We start from the raw sequence: 14,941 nt of genomic DNA, 5'->3' as shown, positions 1-14,941 counted from the left end.
CACCTACAGCGCCAGCCGCGCAACGAACCCGCCCGCCGGGCGATTGGCGAAACTGACCTGTAGGCCATGCAAGCCGGCGATACGCTGCACGATCGAGAGCCCCAGCCCGCTGCCGGTTTGCTCCTGCCCCGGCGGGCGATAGAAGCGTTCTCCGAGCCGCGCCAGATGTTCCGTGGTGACCCCCGGACCGTCGTCCTCCACCGTCAGCGAGCGTTCGCTCAGCGTCACGGTGACGACGCCGCCCTGCGGGGTGTAGCGCACCGCGTTATCCAGCAGGTTGCGCAATAGCAGCGACAGCAGCAAGGTTTCCCCCTGACGCGGCGGCGGCGTTCCCCGATGTTCATAGCGCAGCGTCACGCCCGCCGCATGGGCCTGCCGATCCTGCTCCGCCAGGGTCATCGTCACCAGATCGTTCCAGTCGATCGGCGCCAGTTCGGCCAGATCCGACAGCGAATCCAGCCGCGACAGCGTCAGCAGCTGATCCACCAGCCGGGTCGCGCGATCGATGCCGAGCGTCAGATTGTCCAGCGCGTGCTCGCGCATCGGCGCATCGTCCCCCGCCAGTTGCACCACTTCGGTCTGCACCCGCAGCGCCGCCAGCGGGCTGCGCAACTCGTGCGCGGCATCGGAGGTGAAACGCCGCTCCCGCACCAGCAGAGCGTTGATGCGGGTGAACAGCGCATTGAGCGCATCCACCAGCGGACGCACCTCGGTCGGCACCTGGCGCGCGTCCAGCGGCGTCGCGTCATCGGGTGCGCGCCGGCGCAAACCGGCCGCCACAGTGCGCAGCGGCCGCAGCTCCCGCCCGACCATCAGCGCGATCAGCAGCATCAGCACCGGCAGCGTCGCCAGCCAGGGCACCAGTTGGCCGGTCACCATGCCCAGCGCCATATCGCGCCGGTAATCCCACTCCTGGCCGACCACGATGCGGTAGCGCCCGTCCGGGCTGGTCAACCATACCAGGCGCCAACTGTCGTCATCGCCTTTGCGCTCGCCGTCGGTAAAACCTTCACGCTCCCCGTCAAACAGGAAGTCGGCGCCGTTCTCGCCGTCGTTGAGCAGCATCTTGCCTTGGCGATCGAAGATGGCGAACGCCAGCGCGTCGTCGTCCTGCTCGCCGCGCTTGCCGTGATGCACCAGCTTCTTGGTTTTCGGCAGGCTGCGCGCACTTTCATCGGCCAGCAGATCGCCGAGGTTGGCGGTCGCCAGCCGTTTGGCGAACAGCATCTGTTGGGTGTCGAACACTTCGTTGATGGTGTTGCGCGACATCACCCAGGCCACCACGCTGGCGGTGCTCCAGGTCAGCAGCGCCAGCAGGCTGAAGATCAGGATCAGGCGCAGCCGCAGGCTGAGACGCTTCACGGCGCATCCCCCAGCGTGTAACCCACGCCGTGGATGGTACGGATGAAGCCGTTGCCCAGCTTGCGCCGCAGGTGGTGAATATGTACCTCCACCGCGTTGCTGCTCACCTCGTCATCCCAGTTGTACAGCTTCTCCTGAATCAACGGCCGCGCCAGCACCCGCCCCTTGTTGTGCAGAAACAGTTCCAGCACCGCCAATTCGCGCGGCGTCAGCGTCACCGGCTCGCCGTTGCAGCTCACGCTGCGGGTGGCGCTGTCGAACACCACGTTGCCGTGCGTCAGCTGCGGCATCAGTTGGCCGTGGCGACGGCGGATCAGCGCCTGCAGGCGCGCCGCCACTTCGGCCAGCGCGAACGGCTTGCACAGATAATCGTCGGCACCGCTTTGCAGCCCGCTGACCCGCTGCTCCAGCGCGTCGCGGGCGGTGAGGATCAGGACCGGCACGTCCTGCCCGGCCTGGCGCCACTGGCGCAGCAGATCCAGGCCGTCGAGGCCCGGCAGGCTGAGATCGAGGATCACCGCGTCGTACGGCGCACTGTCCAGCGCATTTTTGCCGACGGCGCCGTCGGTGAACCAGTCCAGATTGAAGCCGAGTTTGGTCAGCCCGGCCTTGATGCCGTCCCCGATCAGTTTGTCATCTTCGATCAGCAAAATTCGCATGAGTATCCCTTTTGAGTCTTGGCGCCATTGCACCACAAGGTTCTTAAGAACCGCTTAAGCATGGCGATCCGCGCTACCCACCCCGATCGGGTTACAGTAGAATGACTGCACTTTTTTGCAGCCTGGGCCTGCGTACGCCGCACGGCCCGTTTCAGGAGACGTTGTGATGAAACCCACCACCGTGACCCACTTGCGCCAGTGGAAACAGGAGCAGCGCAAGTTTGCTACCCTTACCGCCTACGATGCCAGCTTTGCCAAACTGTTTGAAGAGCAAGGCATCAAAGTCCTGTTGGTGGGCGATTCGCTGGGCATGACGCTGCAGGGCCACGACTCCACGCTGCCGGTCACCGTCGCCGACGTGGCCTACCACACTCGCGCTGTGCGCCGCGGCGCGCCGGCCTGCCTGCTGTTGGCCGATCTGCCGTTCATGAGTTACGCCACCCCGGAACAGACCTTCGCCAACGCCGCCGAGCTGATGCGCGCCGGCGCCAACATGGTGAAACTGGAAGGCGGCAGCTGGCTGTGCGACACGGTGAAAATGCTCGCCGAGCGCGCGGTACCGGTGTGCGGCCACCTGGGCCTGACGCCGCAGTCGGTCAACGTGTTCGGCGGCTATAAGGTACAAGGACGCGACGAACTGGCCGCCAAACAGCTGTTGCAGGACGCACAGAATCTGGAACTGGCCGGCATTCAGCTGCTGGTGCTGGAATGCGTGCCGACCGAGCTGGCGCGCCAGATCACCGAAGCGTTGTCCATTCCGGTCATCGGCATCGGCGCCGGCAACGGCACCGACGGCCAGATCCTGGTGATGCACGACGCCTTCGGCATCACCGGCGGCCACACGCCGAAGTTCGCCAAGAACTTCCTGGCGCAGAGCGGCGATATCCGCACGGCGGTGCAGCACTACATTCAGGAAGTGGAGCAAGGCCTCTACCCGGCGGCTGAACACTCTTTTAACTAAGCGATGGTTCCAGGAGTCACCCAATGATTATTATCGAAACCCTGCCGATGCTGCGTCAGCAGATCCGCCGCTGGCGCCAGGAAGGCAAACGCATCGCGCTGGTGCCGACCATGGGCAACCTGCACGACGGCCATATGACGCTGGTCGATGAAGCGCGCGCGCGCGCCGACGTGGTGGTGGTGAGCATCTTCGTCAACCCGATGCAGTTCGATCGGCCGGACGATCTGGCGCGCTACCCGCGCACGCTGCAGGAAGACAGCGAGAAGCTGACCCGCCGCGGCGTCGATCTGGTGTTCGCGCCGGCCCCGGCCGCGGTCTATCCGCAGGGGCTGGAGCAGCAGACTTACGTCGACGTACCAGGCATCTCCAGCATCCTGGAAGGCGCAAGCCGGCCGGGCCACTTCCGCGGCGTTTCCACCATCGTCAGCAAGCTGTTCAACCTGGTGCAGCCTGATTTAGCCTGCTTCGGCGAGAAGGATTACCAACAGCTGGCGCTGATCCGCAAAATGGTGGCGGACATGGGTTACGACATCGACATCGTCGGCGTGCCGACCGTGCGCGCCAAAGACGGCCTGGCCCTCAGCTCGCGCAACGGCTACCTGACCGCCGAAGAGCGCAAGATCGCTCCGCAGCTGAGCAAGATCATGAACGCGCTGGCGCAGCAGTTGGCTAATGGCGAACGCCATGTCGAAGAGCTGCTGGAGCAGACCGCCGAGCAGCTGCGCGCCGCCGGCTTTACGCCGGATGAGCTGTTTATTCGCGACGCCGACAGCCTGCAGCCGCTGACGGTGGACAGCCAGCGGGCGGTGGTGCTGATGGCCGCCTGGCTGGGCAAGGCGCGTCTTATCGACAATCAGCAGGTCGACCTGACGCTGTAAGCCATTTTTTATACTGTCGTCACCCTGAAACCCAGGCCATTGGTAGACAACGGCGGGGCAATCGGTGACGATAGAGATTGCAGGGATGCAGGAGAGATGTTCAACCCCAGCGCCTGTGAAGGCCGATATTCAGTTAGGTAAAGCTATGATACGTACTATGCTGCAAGGCAAGCTGCATCGCGTCAAAGTCACTCAGGCTGACTTGCACTATGAAGGGTCCTGCGCCATTGACCAGGATTTCCTGGAGGCCGCCGGCATTCTGGAATATGAAGCGATCGATATTTACAACGTGGATAACGGCCAGCGCTTCTCCACCTACGCCATCGCCGCCGAGCGCGGTTCGCGCATCATTTCGGTCAACGGCGCCGCCGCGCGCTGCGCCTGCGTGGGCGACAAGCTGATCATCTGCTCCTATGTGCAAATGACCGACGCCGACGCCCGCCAACACCACCCGAAAGTCGCCTATTTCGAAGGTGACAACAACCTGCAGCGTAAGGCGAAAGCCGTGCCGGTTCAGGTCGCCTGACACTAAAACGGGCGCCTTACGCGCCCGTTCTCCCTTACTGCACCACCACCGTGCCCGGCTTGTTGGCTATCCGATCCGCCATGGTCTGGATCGAGTCGGTGCGCAGAATATACAGCCGCTTCAGCGTATAGGGGTTATCCCCCGGTTTCACCTTGCCCTGCACCGTGGTCACCGCCAGATGGAAACCGGCATCCTGCGCCGCCTGGATCGCCCGCTGGTTATAGCCGCCGAACGGGTAGGACAGATACAGCACATGCGGGTTGAACTGCGACAGCGCGCGGCGCGAGCGCTCAAAATCGAACTCGATATTGTGCAGCGAACGGCTCAGCAAAATCGGCTGGCGATTGCCGTCGGTGCGGTGCAGGAAGTGGGTGTGCGACTGCACGTCGAACACGTCCTGAATCTGCTTCAGCTCCGAGACGCTCATAAACTGCAGCGAGTCCGGGTTCCATTTCTGCGGGTGGCGCTTGATGCGCGAAGAGATGATGAACGCCGTCGCGCGGAAACCGTAATCCTTCAGCACCGGGTAAGCGTAGCGATAAACCGACTTCAGCCCGTCGTCGAAGGTCAGCACGATCGCCTTGCCCGGCAGGTTGATCTGGTTCTTCAGGTAGGCTTCCAGCTGATACAGCGAAATGGTGTCGTAACCCGCCTGCTTCAGGTAGGTCATCTGGTTGCTGAACGCCACGTCAGAGGTGGTGGTCGAGGTGTGGCGGAAACGTTTGTTCTCTTCGTTTTTCAGCAGGTGGTGGTAAGTCAGCACCGGGATGCCGTTATCGATCTCGCAATCCAACTCACTGACGAACCCCAGCCGATCGCCGATGTTGACCTCGTACCAGGTGTTGTTCAGCCGGTCCTTCAGCTTGCCGATGATCGGGTAGCGCAGGTTGCCTTCCAGCGTGCCGAAGACCTCGCTGTCCTTGTCCGCCGCGGTGTAAACGTCGATCGTTTTTTGGGTGATCAGGTTCTGGTTGGTCAGCGGTTTGTTCAGCTCGCCCAGATCGTCTTGCACCTTGCGCGACTTCTTCAGCTCACGCACGTCGTCTTTATCGATAAAGCCGGTACCGTGCCCGAATTTGAATTCGTAGTACTCCGCATCCGCCGGGAACACCTGGATCAGCTGCCCGCGCTTCACTTCCCCGACCGGGATCACATGCTCGCCCACCAACGCATAGACTTCGCTGTCGCGCTGCGCTTCCATGTATTCAGATTTAACCGCGCTGTCTTCCGACAGCAGATTCGCCAGGCTCACAGGGGAAACCAACGACATCAGAATGCCGAGTAACCCAGCCGCTAACTTGTATTGAGGCCGCATGATGATGTTCTGCTTACGAGTGCGTAATGACAAAAGTGAAGGAAATGTGGAGCGCCAGCATAGCACGATTTGAACAGCGGGGAACTAGCGGTTATCTGAGCAATTCTATTGATTTACGCGCCGCCTGCGCCAAATCAAGAAAAGCGCCCCCGCCGGGAAAGCGGGGGCGCGATACGATCAGCTGCGCAGGCCGCGGCCGCGCTCGATCAGGTACCAGGACAGCAGGTAAAACACCGCGATAAACGCCACCAGCACCGCCATGGTGAACGCCAGCGGCACATCGTTGATGCCGAGGAAACCGTAGCGGAACCCGCTGATCATATAGACGATGGGGTTCAGCTTGGACACCGCCTGCCAGAATGGCGGCAGCAGCGACAGCGAGTAAAACACCCCGCCCAGGTAGGTCAGCGGCGTCAGGACGAAGGTCGGGATCAGGCTGATGTCGTCGAAGGTGGTGGCGAACACCGCGTTGATCAGCCCCGCCAGCGAGAACAGGATCGCCGTCAACAACAGCGTCAGCGCAATCACCCACCAGGCGTGTACCTGCAGCGGTACGAAGAACAGCGAGATGATGGTCACCAGCACGCCGACGCAGATGCCGCGCGCCACGCCGCCGCCGACATAGCCGGCGATCACCACGTGGGTCGGCACCGGCGCCACCAGCAGTTCTTCAATGTTGCGCTGGAACTTGGCGCTGAAGAACGACGAGGCTACGTTGGCGTAAGAGTTGGTGATCACCGCCATCATGATAAGGCCGGGCACGATGAACTGCATGTAGCTGAAGCCGTGCATATCGCCGATGCGCGAGCCGATCAGATTGCCGAAGATGATGAAATACAGCGTCATGGTGATCACCGGCGGCACCAGGGTCTGGATCCAGATGCGCGCGAAGCGGTTCACCTCTTTGGCCCAGATGCTCTGCAAGGCCACCCAATACAAACGCGTCATGCTTTTTCTCCATTGCCGTTAACCAGGGTGACAAACAGCTCTTCCAGGCGGTTCGCCTTATTGCGCATGCTCAGCACCTGCACGCCCTGTGCGCTCAGCTGGGCGAATAAACCGTTCAGCCCCTGCTCGCGCATCACCTCCACTTCCAGCGTGGAGGTATCCGTCAGGCGGCTGCGATAACCGTCCAGCTTCGGCAGCGGGCTCTTCGCCGCCAGATCGAGAATAAAGGTTTCCGACTTCAGCTTGGCCAGCAGCCCCTTCATCGAGGTGTTTTCCACCAGCTCCCCGTTCTGGATGATACCGATGTTGCGGCACAGCATCTCCGCCTCTTCCAGATAGTGGGTGGTAAGGATAATGGTGGTGCCCTGGGCATTCAGCTCTTTCAGGAAGCCCCACATCGAACGGCGCAGCTCGATATCCACCCCGGCGGTCGGCTCATCGAGGATCAGCAGCTTCGGCTGATGCATCAACGCGCGGGCGATCATCAGGCGGCGCTTCATGCCGCCGGACAGCATGCGGGCGCGCTCGTTGCGCTTGCCCCACAGATCCAGCTGGTTGAGGTATTTTTCGGCGCGCGCCATCGCTTCACGCCGCGTGACGCCGTAGTAACCCGCCTGGTTCACCACGATCTGCAACACGGTCTCGAACGGGTTGAAGTTGAACTCCTGCGGCACCAGGCCGAGCTGGCGCTTGGCGTTGACGATGTCTTTATCGATGTCGTAACCGAACACCCGCACGCTGCCGGCGGTTTTGTTCACCAGCGAGCTGATGATGCCGATGGTGGTGGATTTACCGGCGCCGTTTGGCCCCAAAAGGGCATAAAAGTCCCCCGCCTCGACGCTCAGGTCGATGCCGCGCAGCGCCTTGACGCCACCGGCGTAAGTCTTGGTCAGCTGCGCTAATTCCAGTGCATAATTCATATGTAAAATAGTACCTTATGACGATGAGTATGCCGCCGCGCCCCTGTCTGCGAGGCTTGAAACAATAACGATAATCCTAGCATCGGCGACGTTTCCACTGAGTCGAATCCGTGCGGAAAATGAGGTTGCACCACTGTTCCGATTTCCAAATTGTGACGCTTACCCTATATTACCCCAACGCAATCTGTTCGTTACGAGTCAATAACCTCCATGAAAGAAATCGAAGAGCTTATCGCCAACAACCATGCCTGGTCGGCCAATATCAGTCAGGAAGACCCGGAATTTTTTGAACGTTTAGCCCAGGCGCAAAAGCCCCGTTTCTTATGGATTGGTTGCTCTGACAGCCGCGTTCCCGCCGAACGCTTGACCGGCCTCGAGCCGGGTGAACTGTTCGTCCATCGCAACGTGGCGAACCTCGTTATCCATACCGATCTTAACTGCCTGTCGGTGGTGCAGTATGCGGTAGATGTGCTGGAAGTCGAACACATCATCATCTGCGGCCACCTGGGCTGCGGCGGCGTGCAGGCGGCGGTGGAAAACCCGGAGCTGGGGTTGATCGACAACTGGCTGCTGCACATTCGCGATCTGTGGTACAAGCACAGCTCGCTGCTGGGCGAGCTGCCGCCGGAGCAGCGTTTCGACATGCTGTGCAAGATCAACGTCATTGAGCAGGTGTACAACCTGGGCCACTCCACCATCATGCAGTCCGCCTGGAAGCGCGGCCAGAAGGTGATGATCCACGGTTGGGTGTACGGCATTCAGGACGGCCGTCTGCGCGATATGGAAGTGCTGGCGACCAGCCGCGAGAGCCTGGAGATGGGCTACCGCAAAGCGATAGCCAAACTGAAGCAGGATAAAGGCATCTAACCCCGCCGCGGGCGCGGCAGGCCGCGCCCCACATCAATTACTCGTCCAGCAGCACCACTTTGCCGACGTACGGCAGGTGACGATAGCGCTGGGCGTAGTCGATGCCATACCCCACCACGAACTCATCCGGGATCGAGAAGCCGACATATTCGACCGGCACCTGCACTTCACGGCGCTCAGGCTTGTCCAGCAAGGTGCAAATCGCCAGCGATTTCGGCCCGCGCAGCGCCAAAATCTCGCGCACTTTGTTCAGCGTGTTGCCGGAATCGATGATGTCTTCCACGATCAGCACGTCTTTGCCGCGAATGTCTTCGTCCAGATCCTTGAGGATCTTCACGTCGCGGGTGGTGGACATGCCGCTGCCGTAGCTGGAGGCAGTCATAAAGTCGACTTCGTGCGGCACGTCGATCGCGCGGCAGAGATCGGCCATGAACATGAAGGAGCCGCGCAGCAGCCCAACCAGCACCATGTCGCTGCCGCTGTCGCGGTAATGTTCGGTGATCTGGCGGCCAAGTTCGGCGATACGGGTCTTAACTTCCTGCTCGGAAATCATTACGTCTACAGTGTGTTTCATAGTATTCAGGTCAGTTGCCGGAAGAAAGGCGCAGAGTTTAGCATAGGCCGTTACGACTTGCCTCTCTCCCGGACAGGGGAGTTTTCTTTATTAAGGGTATTCCTGACGAGCGTGCAGGACACTCACTATTTCAATATGTGCAGCCAGCACGCGGTAAACCACAATGTAATTAGGATGAACAACCATTTCACGAGTCCCGTTCACCCTGCCTGGCCTGAATAGATAAGGATGTTCCGCTAACGGGATAACCGACTCTTCAATGCGTTGCAACAAAGCCTCTGCGGCAAGTGGATTTCGCTCAGCGATAAAAGCCAGCAGCGTATATAAACCCGTTTTTGCTTCGTCAGTCCATTTGACGGTTAACATAAGGGTCAGGCCGATTTTCTTTTGGCTTTCGCCTGCTCGATAATGTGACGAGCGCCGGCCATGACTTCGTCATGGGGAATACGGGGGGAGTCGCTATTGATGGAAGATTCCACGGTGCTTCTGAACCAACGATCGTAGCTATCAGCCTGCTCTTGAGTCTCAAACTCAGAAACGATGGGATCCAATTTTGTCGGCATGACGCACTCCTCAACAGCTGATATTTTAATCAGTATAACGGCTTCCTTTCATTGAACCAAGCGGTGGCGACGCGAGCGCGCCACCACCGGAGCACCGGGCCGCCATCAATCGGCGACGGTGAAGCCCATCATCATGCCGGTATCTTCATGTTCCAACAGGTGGCAGTGGGCCATGTACGCATGTTCGCTGCTGGCCGGATGGTCAAAACGCACCAGCACTTCACTGCGCCATCCTTCGACGCGCACCGTGTCCTTCCAGCCGCTGCGATGCGCCGCCGGCGGTTTGCCGTTTTCCGACAAGATGCGGAACTGGGTACCGTGAATGTGGAACGGGTGCAACATCATGTCGCCCTCACCGGAAATGGTCCACTTTTCATACTGGCCCCGTTTGGCGGCGAACATCGGCTTGGTCATATCGAAGGCCTTGCCGTTGATCATGTTGCCGTGGCTGAAATCGAACGGTTTGGCTTTGCCCTGCGCGCCACCGTGATCCATCCCGGCCATATTGCCATGATCCATGCCCTTCATGTTGCCCATGTTGCCATGGTCCATGCCCTGCATGCCGCCCTTCTCCATGCCTTTCATGTTGCCATGGTCCATGCTCTGCATGCCGCCCTTCTCCATGCCTTTCATATCTGCGCCGCCCGTCGCGCCATGATTCATGCTCATGCCGGCCATCGCCTGGTGACCATAGCGGTCCATCAGCGCCTGCATACCGAGCATATCCAGCTGCGGATCCATCATCAGCTGCAGCCAACGCTCCTGGATGCCGGTGGTGGCAGGCAACGTCGGCAGCTTCACCAGACTGTCCGGCATGGTTTTGATGCCCTGCGCCAGCGACGGCTGAATGCGCAACACCGGCAGCGCTTGATCGAACGGCGCCAGCGTCATGCCCATCTGCTTCACCGGCAGCGTCACGATATCGAACGCTTTCCCATCCGAGGCATCGACCAGCACTTCAAAGCGTTCGCCCATCAGCATCGGCAGCTCGGTCAGTTTCACCGGCTCCGCCAGGAAACCGCCGTCGCTGGCAATGACATACAGCGGGCGGTTGTCACTGGCCGCCAGATTCAGTGAGCGGGCGTTGCAGCCGTTGAGGAAACGCAGGCGCAGCCAACCGCGCGGCGCCAGATGTTGTGGATACTGCGCGCCGTTGGTGAACATGCGGTCGCCAAACCAGCCCACCGCCGCACTCATCACGTCCAGGCGGTATTCGATCTGCGCGTCTTTGCCCAGCCGCTTATCCTGCAGGATCACCGGAATATCATCCTGTCCCCAGGTTTTCGGCAGCGGCAGTTTGACGCTCTCTTCGTCTTCCAGCAGCACCAGCCCCGCCAGCCCCATCATGACCTGGCTGCCGGTTTTACCGTGCGTATGCGGGTGGAACCAGCAGGTGGCCGCCGGTTGATCGACGGTGAAATTCACCGTGCGCGTCGCGCCGGGATGAATCAATGCCTGCGGGCCGCCATCGACGTCGCCGGGAATCTCCAGGCCGTGCCAGTGGACGGTGCTGGCCTCCGCCAGGCTGTTTTTGATATCAACCGTTACCGGCTGGCCACGCTGCAGCTTCACCGCCGGCCCGAGCAGCGCGCCGTTGAATCCCCAGGTTTTGGTGGCGACGCCGGGCAACCAGCGGGTTTCCCCCGCCTGCAGCGCCAGCGCAATCTTTCCCTGCGCGTCCGGCGTCAACAGCGGCGGTACCGGCAGGGCCGGCCGATCGGCCGCCCAGGCGGCCCGGCTCCATAACGGCAATGCGCTCGCGGCGCCCAGCGCGGCGGTTAATTTAATAAAATCACGGCGTAACATCGCTGACTCCCTTTTCTCAGTGACATAACTCAATGCCGCCAGCCTAAACCTTCCCCCTGGCGGAAGGTCAAGCCTTTCCTGGCGGTATTTTAAGCTATGCCTCACAATCAAGAGAGCGCCATTGACGAACGCGAGGCCGCGCCCAGCGGCAATAAAATTTGGTGCCTTTACAGGCAAGTGTGGTAACGTCTGCAAACGACAAACAGGCCTATTTCATGATGAAAAAAACAACGTTATCGATGCTGTTGCTGGCGATGCTGGGCTTCTCCAACGCCAGTCTGGCGCTGAATGAATCCGAGGCGGAAGATCTGGCCGATCTGACGGCGGTATTTATTTATTTGAAAAATGATTGCGGCTACAACGATTTGCCAAATGCGCAAATCAAACGCGCCATCGTCTATTTCGCGCAACAAAACCGCTGGGATTTGAGCAACTACAACAGCTTCAATATGAAGGCGCTGGGCGAAGACAGCTACCGCGATCTCAGCGGCATCGCCATTCCAACGCCTAAAAAATGCAAATCGCTGGCACGCGACTCTTTGAGCCTGCTGGCCTACGCCAACTAATTTCCCCCCTTCTCCCGCCCGCCTAACGCGCTCTCTGTCTGAAATTCAACCGTGCATCGCCAGGCAGAGTTAGCTATGATGTTGCGCCGATTTTTCATGGCTGTTATTACGGAGTTTCCCGCACATGACCCAGAAAGAAATTTGGTACGAAACGCTGCATACGGGCTTCGGCCAGTACTTCTCGGTAGAGAAAGTGCTGTACCGCGAGAAGACCGATCATCAGGATCTGGTGATCTTCGAGAACCCGGTGCTGGGGCGCGTGATGGCGCTCGACGGCGTGGTGCAAACCACCGAGCGTGACGAGTTCATCTATCACGAAATGCTGACCCACGTGCCGCTGCTGGCGCACGGCGCGGCGAAGAAAGTGCTGATCATCGGCGGCGGCGACGGCGGCATGCTGCGCGAAGTCAGCCGGCACCCTGGCGTGGAGCAGATCACCATGGTCGAAATCGACGCCGGCGTCGTCGAGTTCTGCCGCCAATACCTGCCCAACCACAGCGCCGGCGCCTATGACGATCCGCGCTTCAAGCTGGTGATCGACGACGGCGTCAACTTCGTGAACCAAACCGACGAAACCTTCGATGTGATCATCTCCGACTGCACCGATCCGATCGGCCCCGGCGAAAGCCTGTTCACCTCGGCGTTTTATGAAGGCTGCGCCCGCTGCCTGAATGAGGGCGGCATTTTCGTCGCGCAAAACGGCGTCTGTTTCCTGCAGCAGGACGAAGCGGTCAACAGCCACGCCAAACTGAGCGGCTACTTTAGCGACGTCAGCTTCTATCAGGCAGCGATCCCAACCTATTACGGCGGCATCATGACCTTTGCCTGGGCGAGCCAGAACCCGGCGCTGCGCCAGCTCGATCTGCCTACTCTGCAACAGCGCTTTAACCAAAGCGGTCTACACTGCCGTTATTACAACCCGGCAATTCACGTCGGCAGCTTTGCCCTGCCGCAATATTTGCTCAATGCCCTGAACGTAACACGTTAAGCGAGAAGATAAAGGAGGTGGCCCAAATTGCATAAGCTAAAACTGCACGGCTTCAACAACCTGACCAAGAGCCTGAGTTTTTGTATTTACGATATTTGTTACGCCAAGACCGCGGACGATCGCGACGGCTATATCGCCTACATTGACGAACAATATAATGCCAACCGGCTGACCGAGATCCTGAGCGAGACCTGCTCAATCATCGGCGCCAATATTCTGAACATCGCACGTCAGGACTACGAGCCGCAGGGCGCCAGCGTCACCATCCTGGTCAGCGAAGAGCCGATCGATCCGAAAGACGTCGATACGTCGGAACACCCCGGCCCGCTGCCGAACACGGTCGTCGCGCACCTGGACAAGAGCCACATCTGCGTACACACCTACCCGGAAAGCCATCCGGAAGGCGGATTGTGCACCTTTCGCGCCGATATCGAAGTCTCGACCTGCGGCGTCATTTCGCCCCTCAAGGCGCTGAACTACTTAATTCACCAGCTGGAATCCGACATCGTCACCATGGACTACCGCGTGCGCGGTTTCACCCGCGACGTGAACGGCGTGAAACATTACATCGATCATGAGATCAATTCGATCCAGAACTTTATGTCGGAAGACATCAAGGCGCTGTACCACATGATGGACGTGAACGTTTACCAGGAAAATATCTTCCATACCAAGATGTTGCTGAAGGATTTCGATCTGAAGCACTACCTGTTCAACGCGGCACCGGAAGCGCTGAGCGCCGTCGAACGCAAACAGATCACCGATCTGTTATGGAAAGAGATGCAGGAAATCTATTACGGCCGCAATATCCCGCCTCTGTGATGGAAAGGGCGCGGCACGCCGCGCCCTGATGCTTAGTATTTCAGCATGAAAGAACGATAGGCCTTCAACACCAGCAGAAAATCCTCAACGCCGCAGAATGAGAGGCTTTCTTCGTCGTAGTAGTTCATCCCCTCTTCCATTTCATCGCCTTCGAACTCCAGCTGATTGGCGCGGATCATCACTTCTTCACCATCCATCAACAGCGTATATTCATGGCCTTCCAGCTGCCATTGACGTTCGCTGCCTTTGACCTCGGCCGCACCGGCTTCTATGCGGTCCAGCAGGTTGAAATCGCCTTTGACTTCTTCGTTGATCCAGTGGCCAATCGCTTCATGCCCCATCGAAAATCTGACGATCACCTGACCGGTAACGTCACGCAGAAATTCGTAATCCATAGCATGCCCTCCTGAGCCCTTTTTCTTAGTGTAAACATAAATTGATTGCTAACTCAGTGAGCGCTCGCAAAGTTGGCAACTCGGCAAAATAAAACCTTGGCGGCGCGCAATATAGCGGCTTGCGGCGGCGATGGGAAGACGCCGGCCGCGATCCCTCAAGGAAAGCGAAGCGGTGCCTCATCGCCGCGCGGCGCATGCCCGCCATGCGAAAAGTCGGCCGACAATCCGCCGATCGCCGGTTATTTATTTGAATCATGTAGATACCGTGGAGATGTATGTCACGATTTTATCAGGATTATGATTTCCCTTTAAAATAAATAAGTTACTGATTCCTGGCGCGACGCGACTTTATTGACATCCCCTCAATATCGATTAGCTTTTAAATAAGGAGCTCTAATTATGTTCACCAGCGGCCAGAGGTGTTCTCACCTCATTCATACCTATCACCACGATCAGGATGTGTGCCATGAAATACATAACCTCCATTATCGCACTGAGCATGATGTTCTCTGCATCGGCGTTCGCCGCCAAACAAATCACCCTTGAAGAATCCGCCAACTACACCAAACTCGGCGATCTCTCCATTCAGCAGACCGGCGTGCCTACCGTCGGCCATAAATATATTTCCTCAGAGGTTGATAAGAAATGTAATGAACTCAGCGGGCTGGATGGGAAGGACTGCTTCTATCGCATCATCTCCGCCACCGGGCAAGAGAGCGATCACAAAGATATCCACGTGGAAATATTCAAAAAATAGCGGGCAGGCTTTGAACGTAAAATAAAAAAAACGG

At 59.0% G+C, this 14,941-nt stretch carries 18 protein-coding genes; 8 read left to right on the top strand and 10 right to left on the bottom strand.

Annotation, left to right across the window (positions count from 1 at the left end; genetic code table 11):
- Positions 1–3: 3 nt before the first annotated feature.
- Positions 4–1,362, bottom strand: a complete 1,359-nt coding sequence (qseC, locus tag QOL81_RS24240) for a quorum sensing histidine kinase QseC (RefSeq protein ID WP_197757822.1) — start codon at positions 1,360–1,362, stop codon at positions 4–6.
- On the bottom strand, positions 1,359–2,021 hold the full coding sequence (gene qseB, locus QOL81_RS24235; protein WP_004937550.1) for a quorum sensing response regulator transcription factor QseB: 663 nt from the start codon (positions 2,019–2,021) through the stop codon (positions 1,359–1,361). The genes qseC and qseB overlap by 4 nt, the downstream gene beginning before the upstream one ends.
- A gap of 166 nt (positions 2,022–2,187) precedes the next feature.
- Between qseB and panB the strand changes: the two genes are divergently transcribed.
- From panB to panD, 3 genes are all read left to right on the top strand, one after another.
- On the top strand, positions 2,188–2,982 hold the full coding sequence (gene panB, locus QOL81_RS24230) for a 3-methyl-2-oxobutanoate hydroxymethyltransferase (RefSeq protein WP_004937548.1): 795 nt from the start codon (positions 2,188–2,190) through the stop codon (positions 2,980–2,982).
- Between the two features lie 23 nt (positions 2,983–3,005).
- Complete coding sequence (gene panC / locus QOL81_RS24225; protein WP_049200094.1) at positions 3,006–3,860, top strand: pantoate--beta-alanine ligase; 855 nt, start codon at positions 3,006–3,008, stop codon at positions 3,858–3,860.
- Between the two features lie 145 nt (positions 3,861–4,005).
- On the top strand, positions 4,006–4,386 hold the full coding sequence (gene panD, locus QOL81_RS24220) for an aspartate 1-decarboxylase (RefSeq protein ID WP_004937544.1): 381 nt from the start codon (positions 4,006–4,008) through the stop codon (positions 4,384–4,386).
- Positions 4,387–4,420: 34 nt separating this feature from the next.
- Here panD and QOL81_RS24215 read toward each other — a convergent pair whose 3' ends face one another.
- The 3 genes from QOL81_RS24215 to QOL81_RS24205 form a co-directional block, all read right to left on the bottom strand.
- Complete coding sequence (locus QOL81_RS24215) at positions 4,421–5,701, bottom strand: polysaccharide deacetylase family protein (RefSeq protein WP_055311947.1); 1,281 nt, start codon at positions 5,699–5,701, stop codon at positions 4,421–4,423.
- Between the two features lie 177 nt (positions 5,702–5,878).
- The gene (locus QOL81_RS24210) at positions 5,879–6,649 is read right to left on the bottom strand and encodes an ABC transporter permease (RefSeq protein WP_004937535.1); all 771 of its coding nucleotides are present in this window, start codon (positions 6,647–6,649) and stop codon (positions 5,879–5,881) included.
- Positions 6,646–7,569 carry an ABC transporter ATP-binding protein gene (locus QOL81_RS24205; RefSeq protein WP_033644695.1) on the bottom strand — a complete coding sequence of 308 codons (924 nt, stop codon included), beginning with the start codon at positions 7,567–7,569 and terminating at the stop codon, positions 6,646–6,648. The genes QOL81_RS24210 and QOL81_RS24205 overlap by 4 nt, the downstream gene beginning before the upstream one ends.
- Positions 7,570–7,779: 210 nt before the next feature.
- Here QOL81_RS24205 and can point away from each other — a divergent pair, with 210 nt between their 5' ends.
- Positions 7,780–8,436 (top strand): carbonate dehydratase, encoded by a 657-nt coding sequence (gene can / locus QOL81_RS24200; protein ID WP_049200096.1) that lies wholly within the window; start codon positions 7,780–7,782, stop codon positions 8,434–8,436.
- Between the two features lie 37 nt (positions 8,437–8,473).
- On the opposite strand, the gene hpt is transcribed toward can, so the two are convergent.
- From hpt to cueO, 4 genes are all read right to left on the bottom strand, one after another.
- Positions 8,474–9,010, bottom strand: a complete 537-nt coding sequence (hpt, locus tag QOL81_RS24195) for a hypoxanthine phosphoribosyltransferase (protein WP_048234659.1) — start codon at positions 9,008–9,010, stop codon at positions 8,474–8,476.
- 90 nt (positions 9,011–9,100) lie between these two features.
- Positions 9,101–9,376, bottom strand: a complete 276-nt coding sequence (locus QOL81_RS24190; RefSeq protein WP_049208401.1) for a type II toxin-antitoxin system RelE/ParE family toxin — start codon at positions 9,374–9,376, stop codon at positions 9,101–9,103.
- Between the two features lie 5 nt (positions 9,377–9,381).
- Positions 9,382–9,573 carry a type II toxin-antitoxin system RelB family antitoxin gene (gene relB / locus QOL81_RS24185; protein WP_049200097.1) on the bottom strand — a complete coding sequence of 64 codons (192 nt, stop codon included), beginning with the start codon at positions 9,571–9,573 and terminating at the stop codon, positions 9,382–9,384.
- Positions 9,574–9,678: 105 nt separating this feature from the next.
- Positions 9,679–11,379, bottom strand: a complete 1,701-nt coding sequence (gene cueO / locus QOL81_RS24180; RefSeq protein ID WP_141960250.1) for a multicopper oxidase CueO — start codon at positions 11,377–11,379, stop codon at positions 9,679–9,681.
- A 218-nt stretch (positions 11,380–11,597) separates the two neighbouring features.
- On the opposite strand from cueO, the gene QOL81_RS24175 reads away from it, so the two are divergent.
- The 3 genes from QOL81_RS24175 (at position 11,598) to speD (ending at position 13,755) form a co-directional block, all read left to right on the top strand.
- Positions 11,598–11,945 (top strand): YacC family pilotin-like protein, encoded by a 348-nt coding sequence (locus tag QOL81_RS24175; protein ID WP_004937515.1) that lies wholly within the window; start codon positions 11,598–11,600, stop codon positions 11,943–11,945.
- A gap of 124 nt (positions 11,946–12,069) precedes the next feature.
- Positions 12,070–12,933 (top strand): polyamine aminopropyltransferase, encoded by an 864-nt coding sequence (gene speE / locus QOL81_RS24170; RefSeq protein WP_070913726.1) that lies wholly within the window; start codon positions 12,070–12,072, stop codon positions 12,931–12,933.
- A 27-nt stretch (positions 12,934–12,960) separates the two neighbouring features.
- Positions 12,961–13,755, top strand: a complete 795-nt coding sequence (gene speD, locus QOL81_RS24165) for an adenosylmethionine decarboxylase (protein ID WP_049200100.1) — start codon at positions 12,961–12,963, stop codon at positions 13,753–13,755.
- A gap of 32 nt (positions 13,756–13,787) precedes the next feature.
- On the opposite strand, the gene yacL is transcribed toward speD, so the two are convergent.
- Entirely contained in the window at positions 13,788–14,150 is a 363-nt protein-coding gene (yacL, locus tag QOL81_RS24160; protein ID WP_004937507.1) for a protein YacL, read from the bottom strand.
- Positions 14,151–14,616: 466 nt separating this feature from the next.
- Between yacL and QOL81_RS24155 the strand changes: the two genes are divergently transcribed.
- A complete protein-coding gene (locus tag QOL81_RS24155; RefSeq protein ID WP_064291158.1) occupies positions 14,617–14,907 on the top strand; it encodes a hypothetical protein in 291 nt (96 codons plus the stop codon).
- Positions 14,908–14,941: the final 34 nt, after the last annotated feature.

The sequence above is a fragment of the Serratia sp. CC22-02 genome (genome assembly GCF_900182895.1).
In the GTDB taxonomy this organism is placed as follows: Bacteria; Pseudomonadota; Gammaproteobacteria; order Enterobacterales; family Enterobacteriaceae; genus Serratia; species Serratia nevei.
This window is presented reverse-complemented; position numbering and strand designations above follow the sequence as displayed.

Excerpts from the sequence above, each read along its gene's own strand:
- can (WP_049200096.1), top strand. The coding sequence starts at position 7,780 with ATGAAAGAAATCGAAGAGCTTATCGCCAACAACCATGCCTGGTCGGCC.
- panB (WP_004937548.1), top strand. The coding sequence starts at position 2,188 with ATGAAACCCACCACCGTGACCCACTTGCGCCAGTGGAAACAGGAGCAG.
- QOL81_RS24190 (WP_049208401.1), bottom strand. The coding sequence starts at position 9,376 with ATGTTAACCGTCAAATGGACTGACGAAGCAAAAACGGGTTTATATACG.
- QOL81_RS24210 (WP_004937535.1), bottom strand. The coding sequence starts at position 6,649 with ATGACGCGTTTGTATTGGGTGGCCTTGCAGAGCATCTGGGCCAAAGAG.
- yacL (WP_004937507.1), bottom strand. The coding sequence starts at position 14,150 with ATGGATTACGAATTTCTGCGTGACGTTACCGGTCAGGTGATCGTCAGA.
- speE (WP_070913726.1), top strand. The coding sequence starts at position 12,070 with ATGACCCAGAAAGAAATTTGGTACGAAACGCTGCATACGGGCTTCGGC.
- panD (WP_004937544.1), top strand. The coding sequence starts at position 4,006 with ATGATACGTACTATGCTGCAAGGCAAGCTGCATCGCGTCAAAGTCACT.
- QOL81_RS24155 (WP_064291158.1), top strand. The coding sequence starts at position 14,617 with ATGAAATACATAACCTCCATTATCGCACTGAGCATGATGTTCTCTGCA.
- QOL81_RS24205 (WP_033644695.1), bottom strand. The coding sequence starts at position 7,569 with ATGAATTATGCACTGGAATTAGCGCAGCTGACCAAGACTTACGCCGGT.
- qseB (WP_004937550.1), bottom strand. The coding sequence starts at position 2,021 with ATGCGAATTTTGCTGATCGAAGATGACAAACTGATCGGGGACGGCATC.
- panC (WP_049200094.1), top strand. The coding sequence starts at position 3,006 with ATGATTATTATCGAAACCCTGCCGATGCTGCGTCAGCAGATCCGCCGC.
- hpt (WP_048234659.1), bottom strand. The coding sequence starts at position 9,010 with ATGAAACACACTGTAGACGTAATGATTTCCGAGCAGGAAGTTAAGACC.
- QOL81_RS24215 (WP_055311947.1), bottom strand. The coding sequence starts at position 5,701 with ATGCGGCCTCAATACAAGTTAGCGGCTGGGTTACTCGGCATTCTGATG.
- QOL81_RS24175 (WP_004937515.1), top strand. The coding sequence starts at position 11,598 with ATGAAAAAAACAACGTTATCGATGCTGTTGCTGGCGATGCTGGGCTTC.
- cueO (WP_141960250.1), bottom strand. The coding sequence starts at position 11,379 with ATGTTACGCCGTGATTTTATTAAATTAACCGCCGCGCTGGGCGCCGCG.
- relB (WP_049200097.1), bottom strand. The coding sequence starts at position 9,573 with ATGCCGACAAAATTGGATCCCATCGTTTCTGAGTTTGAGACTCAAGAG.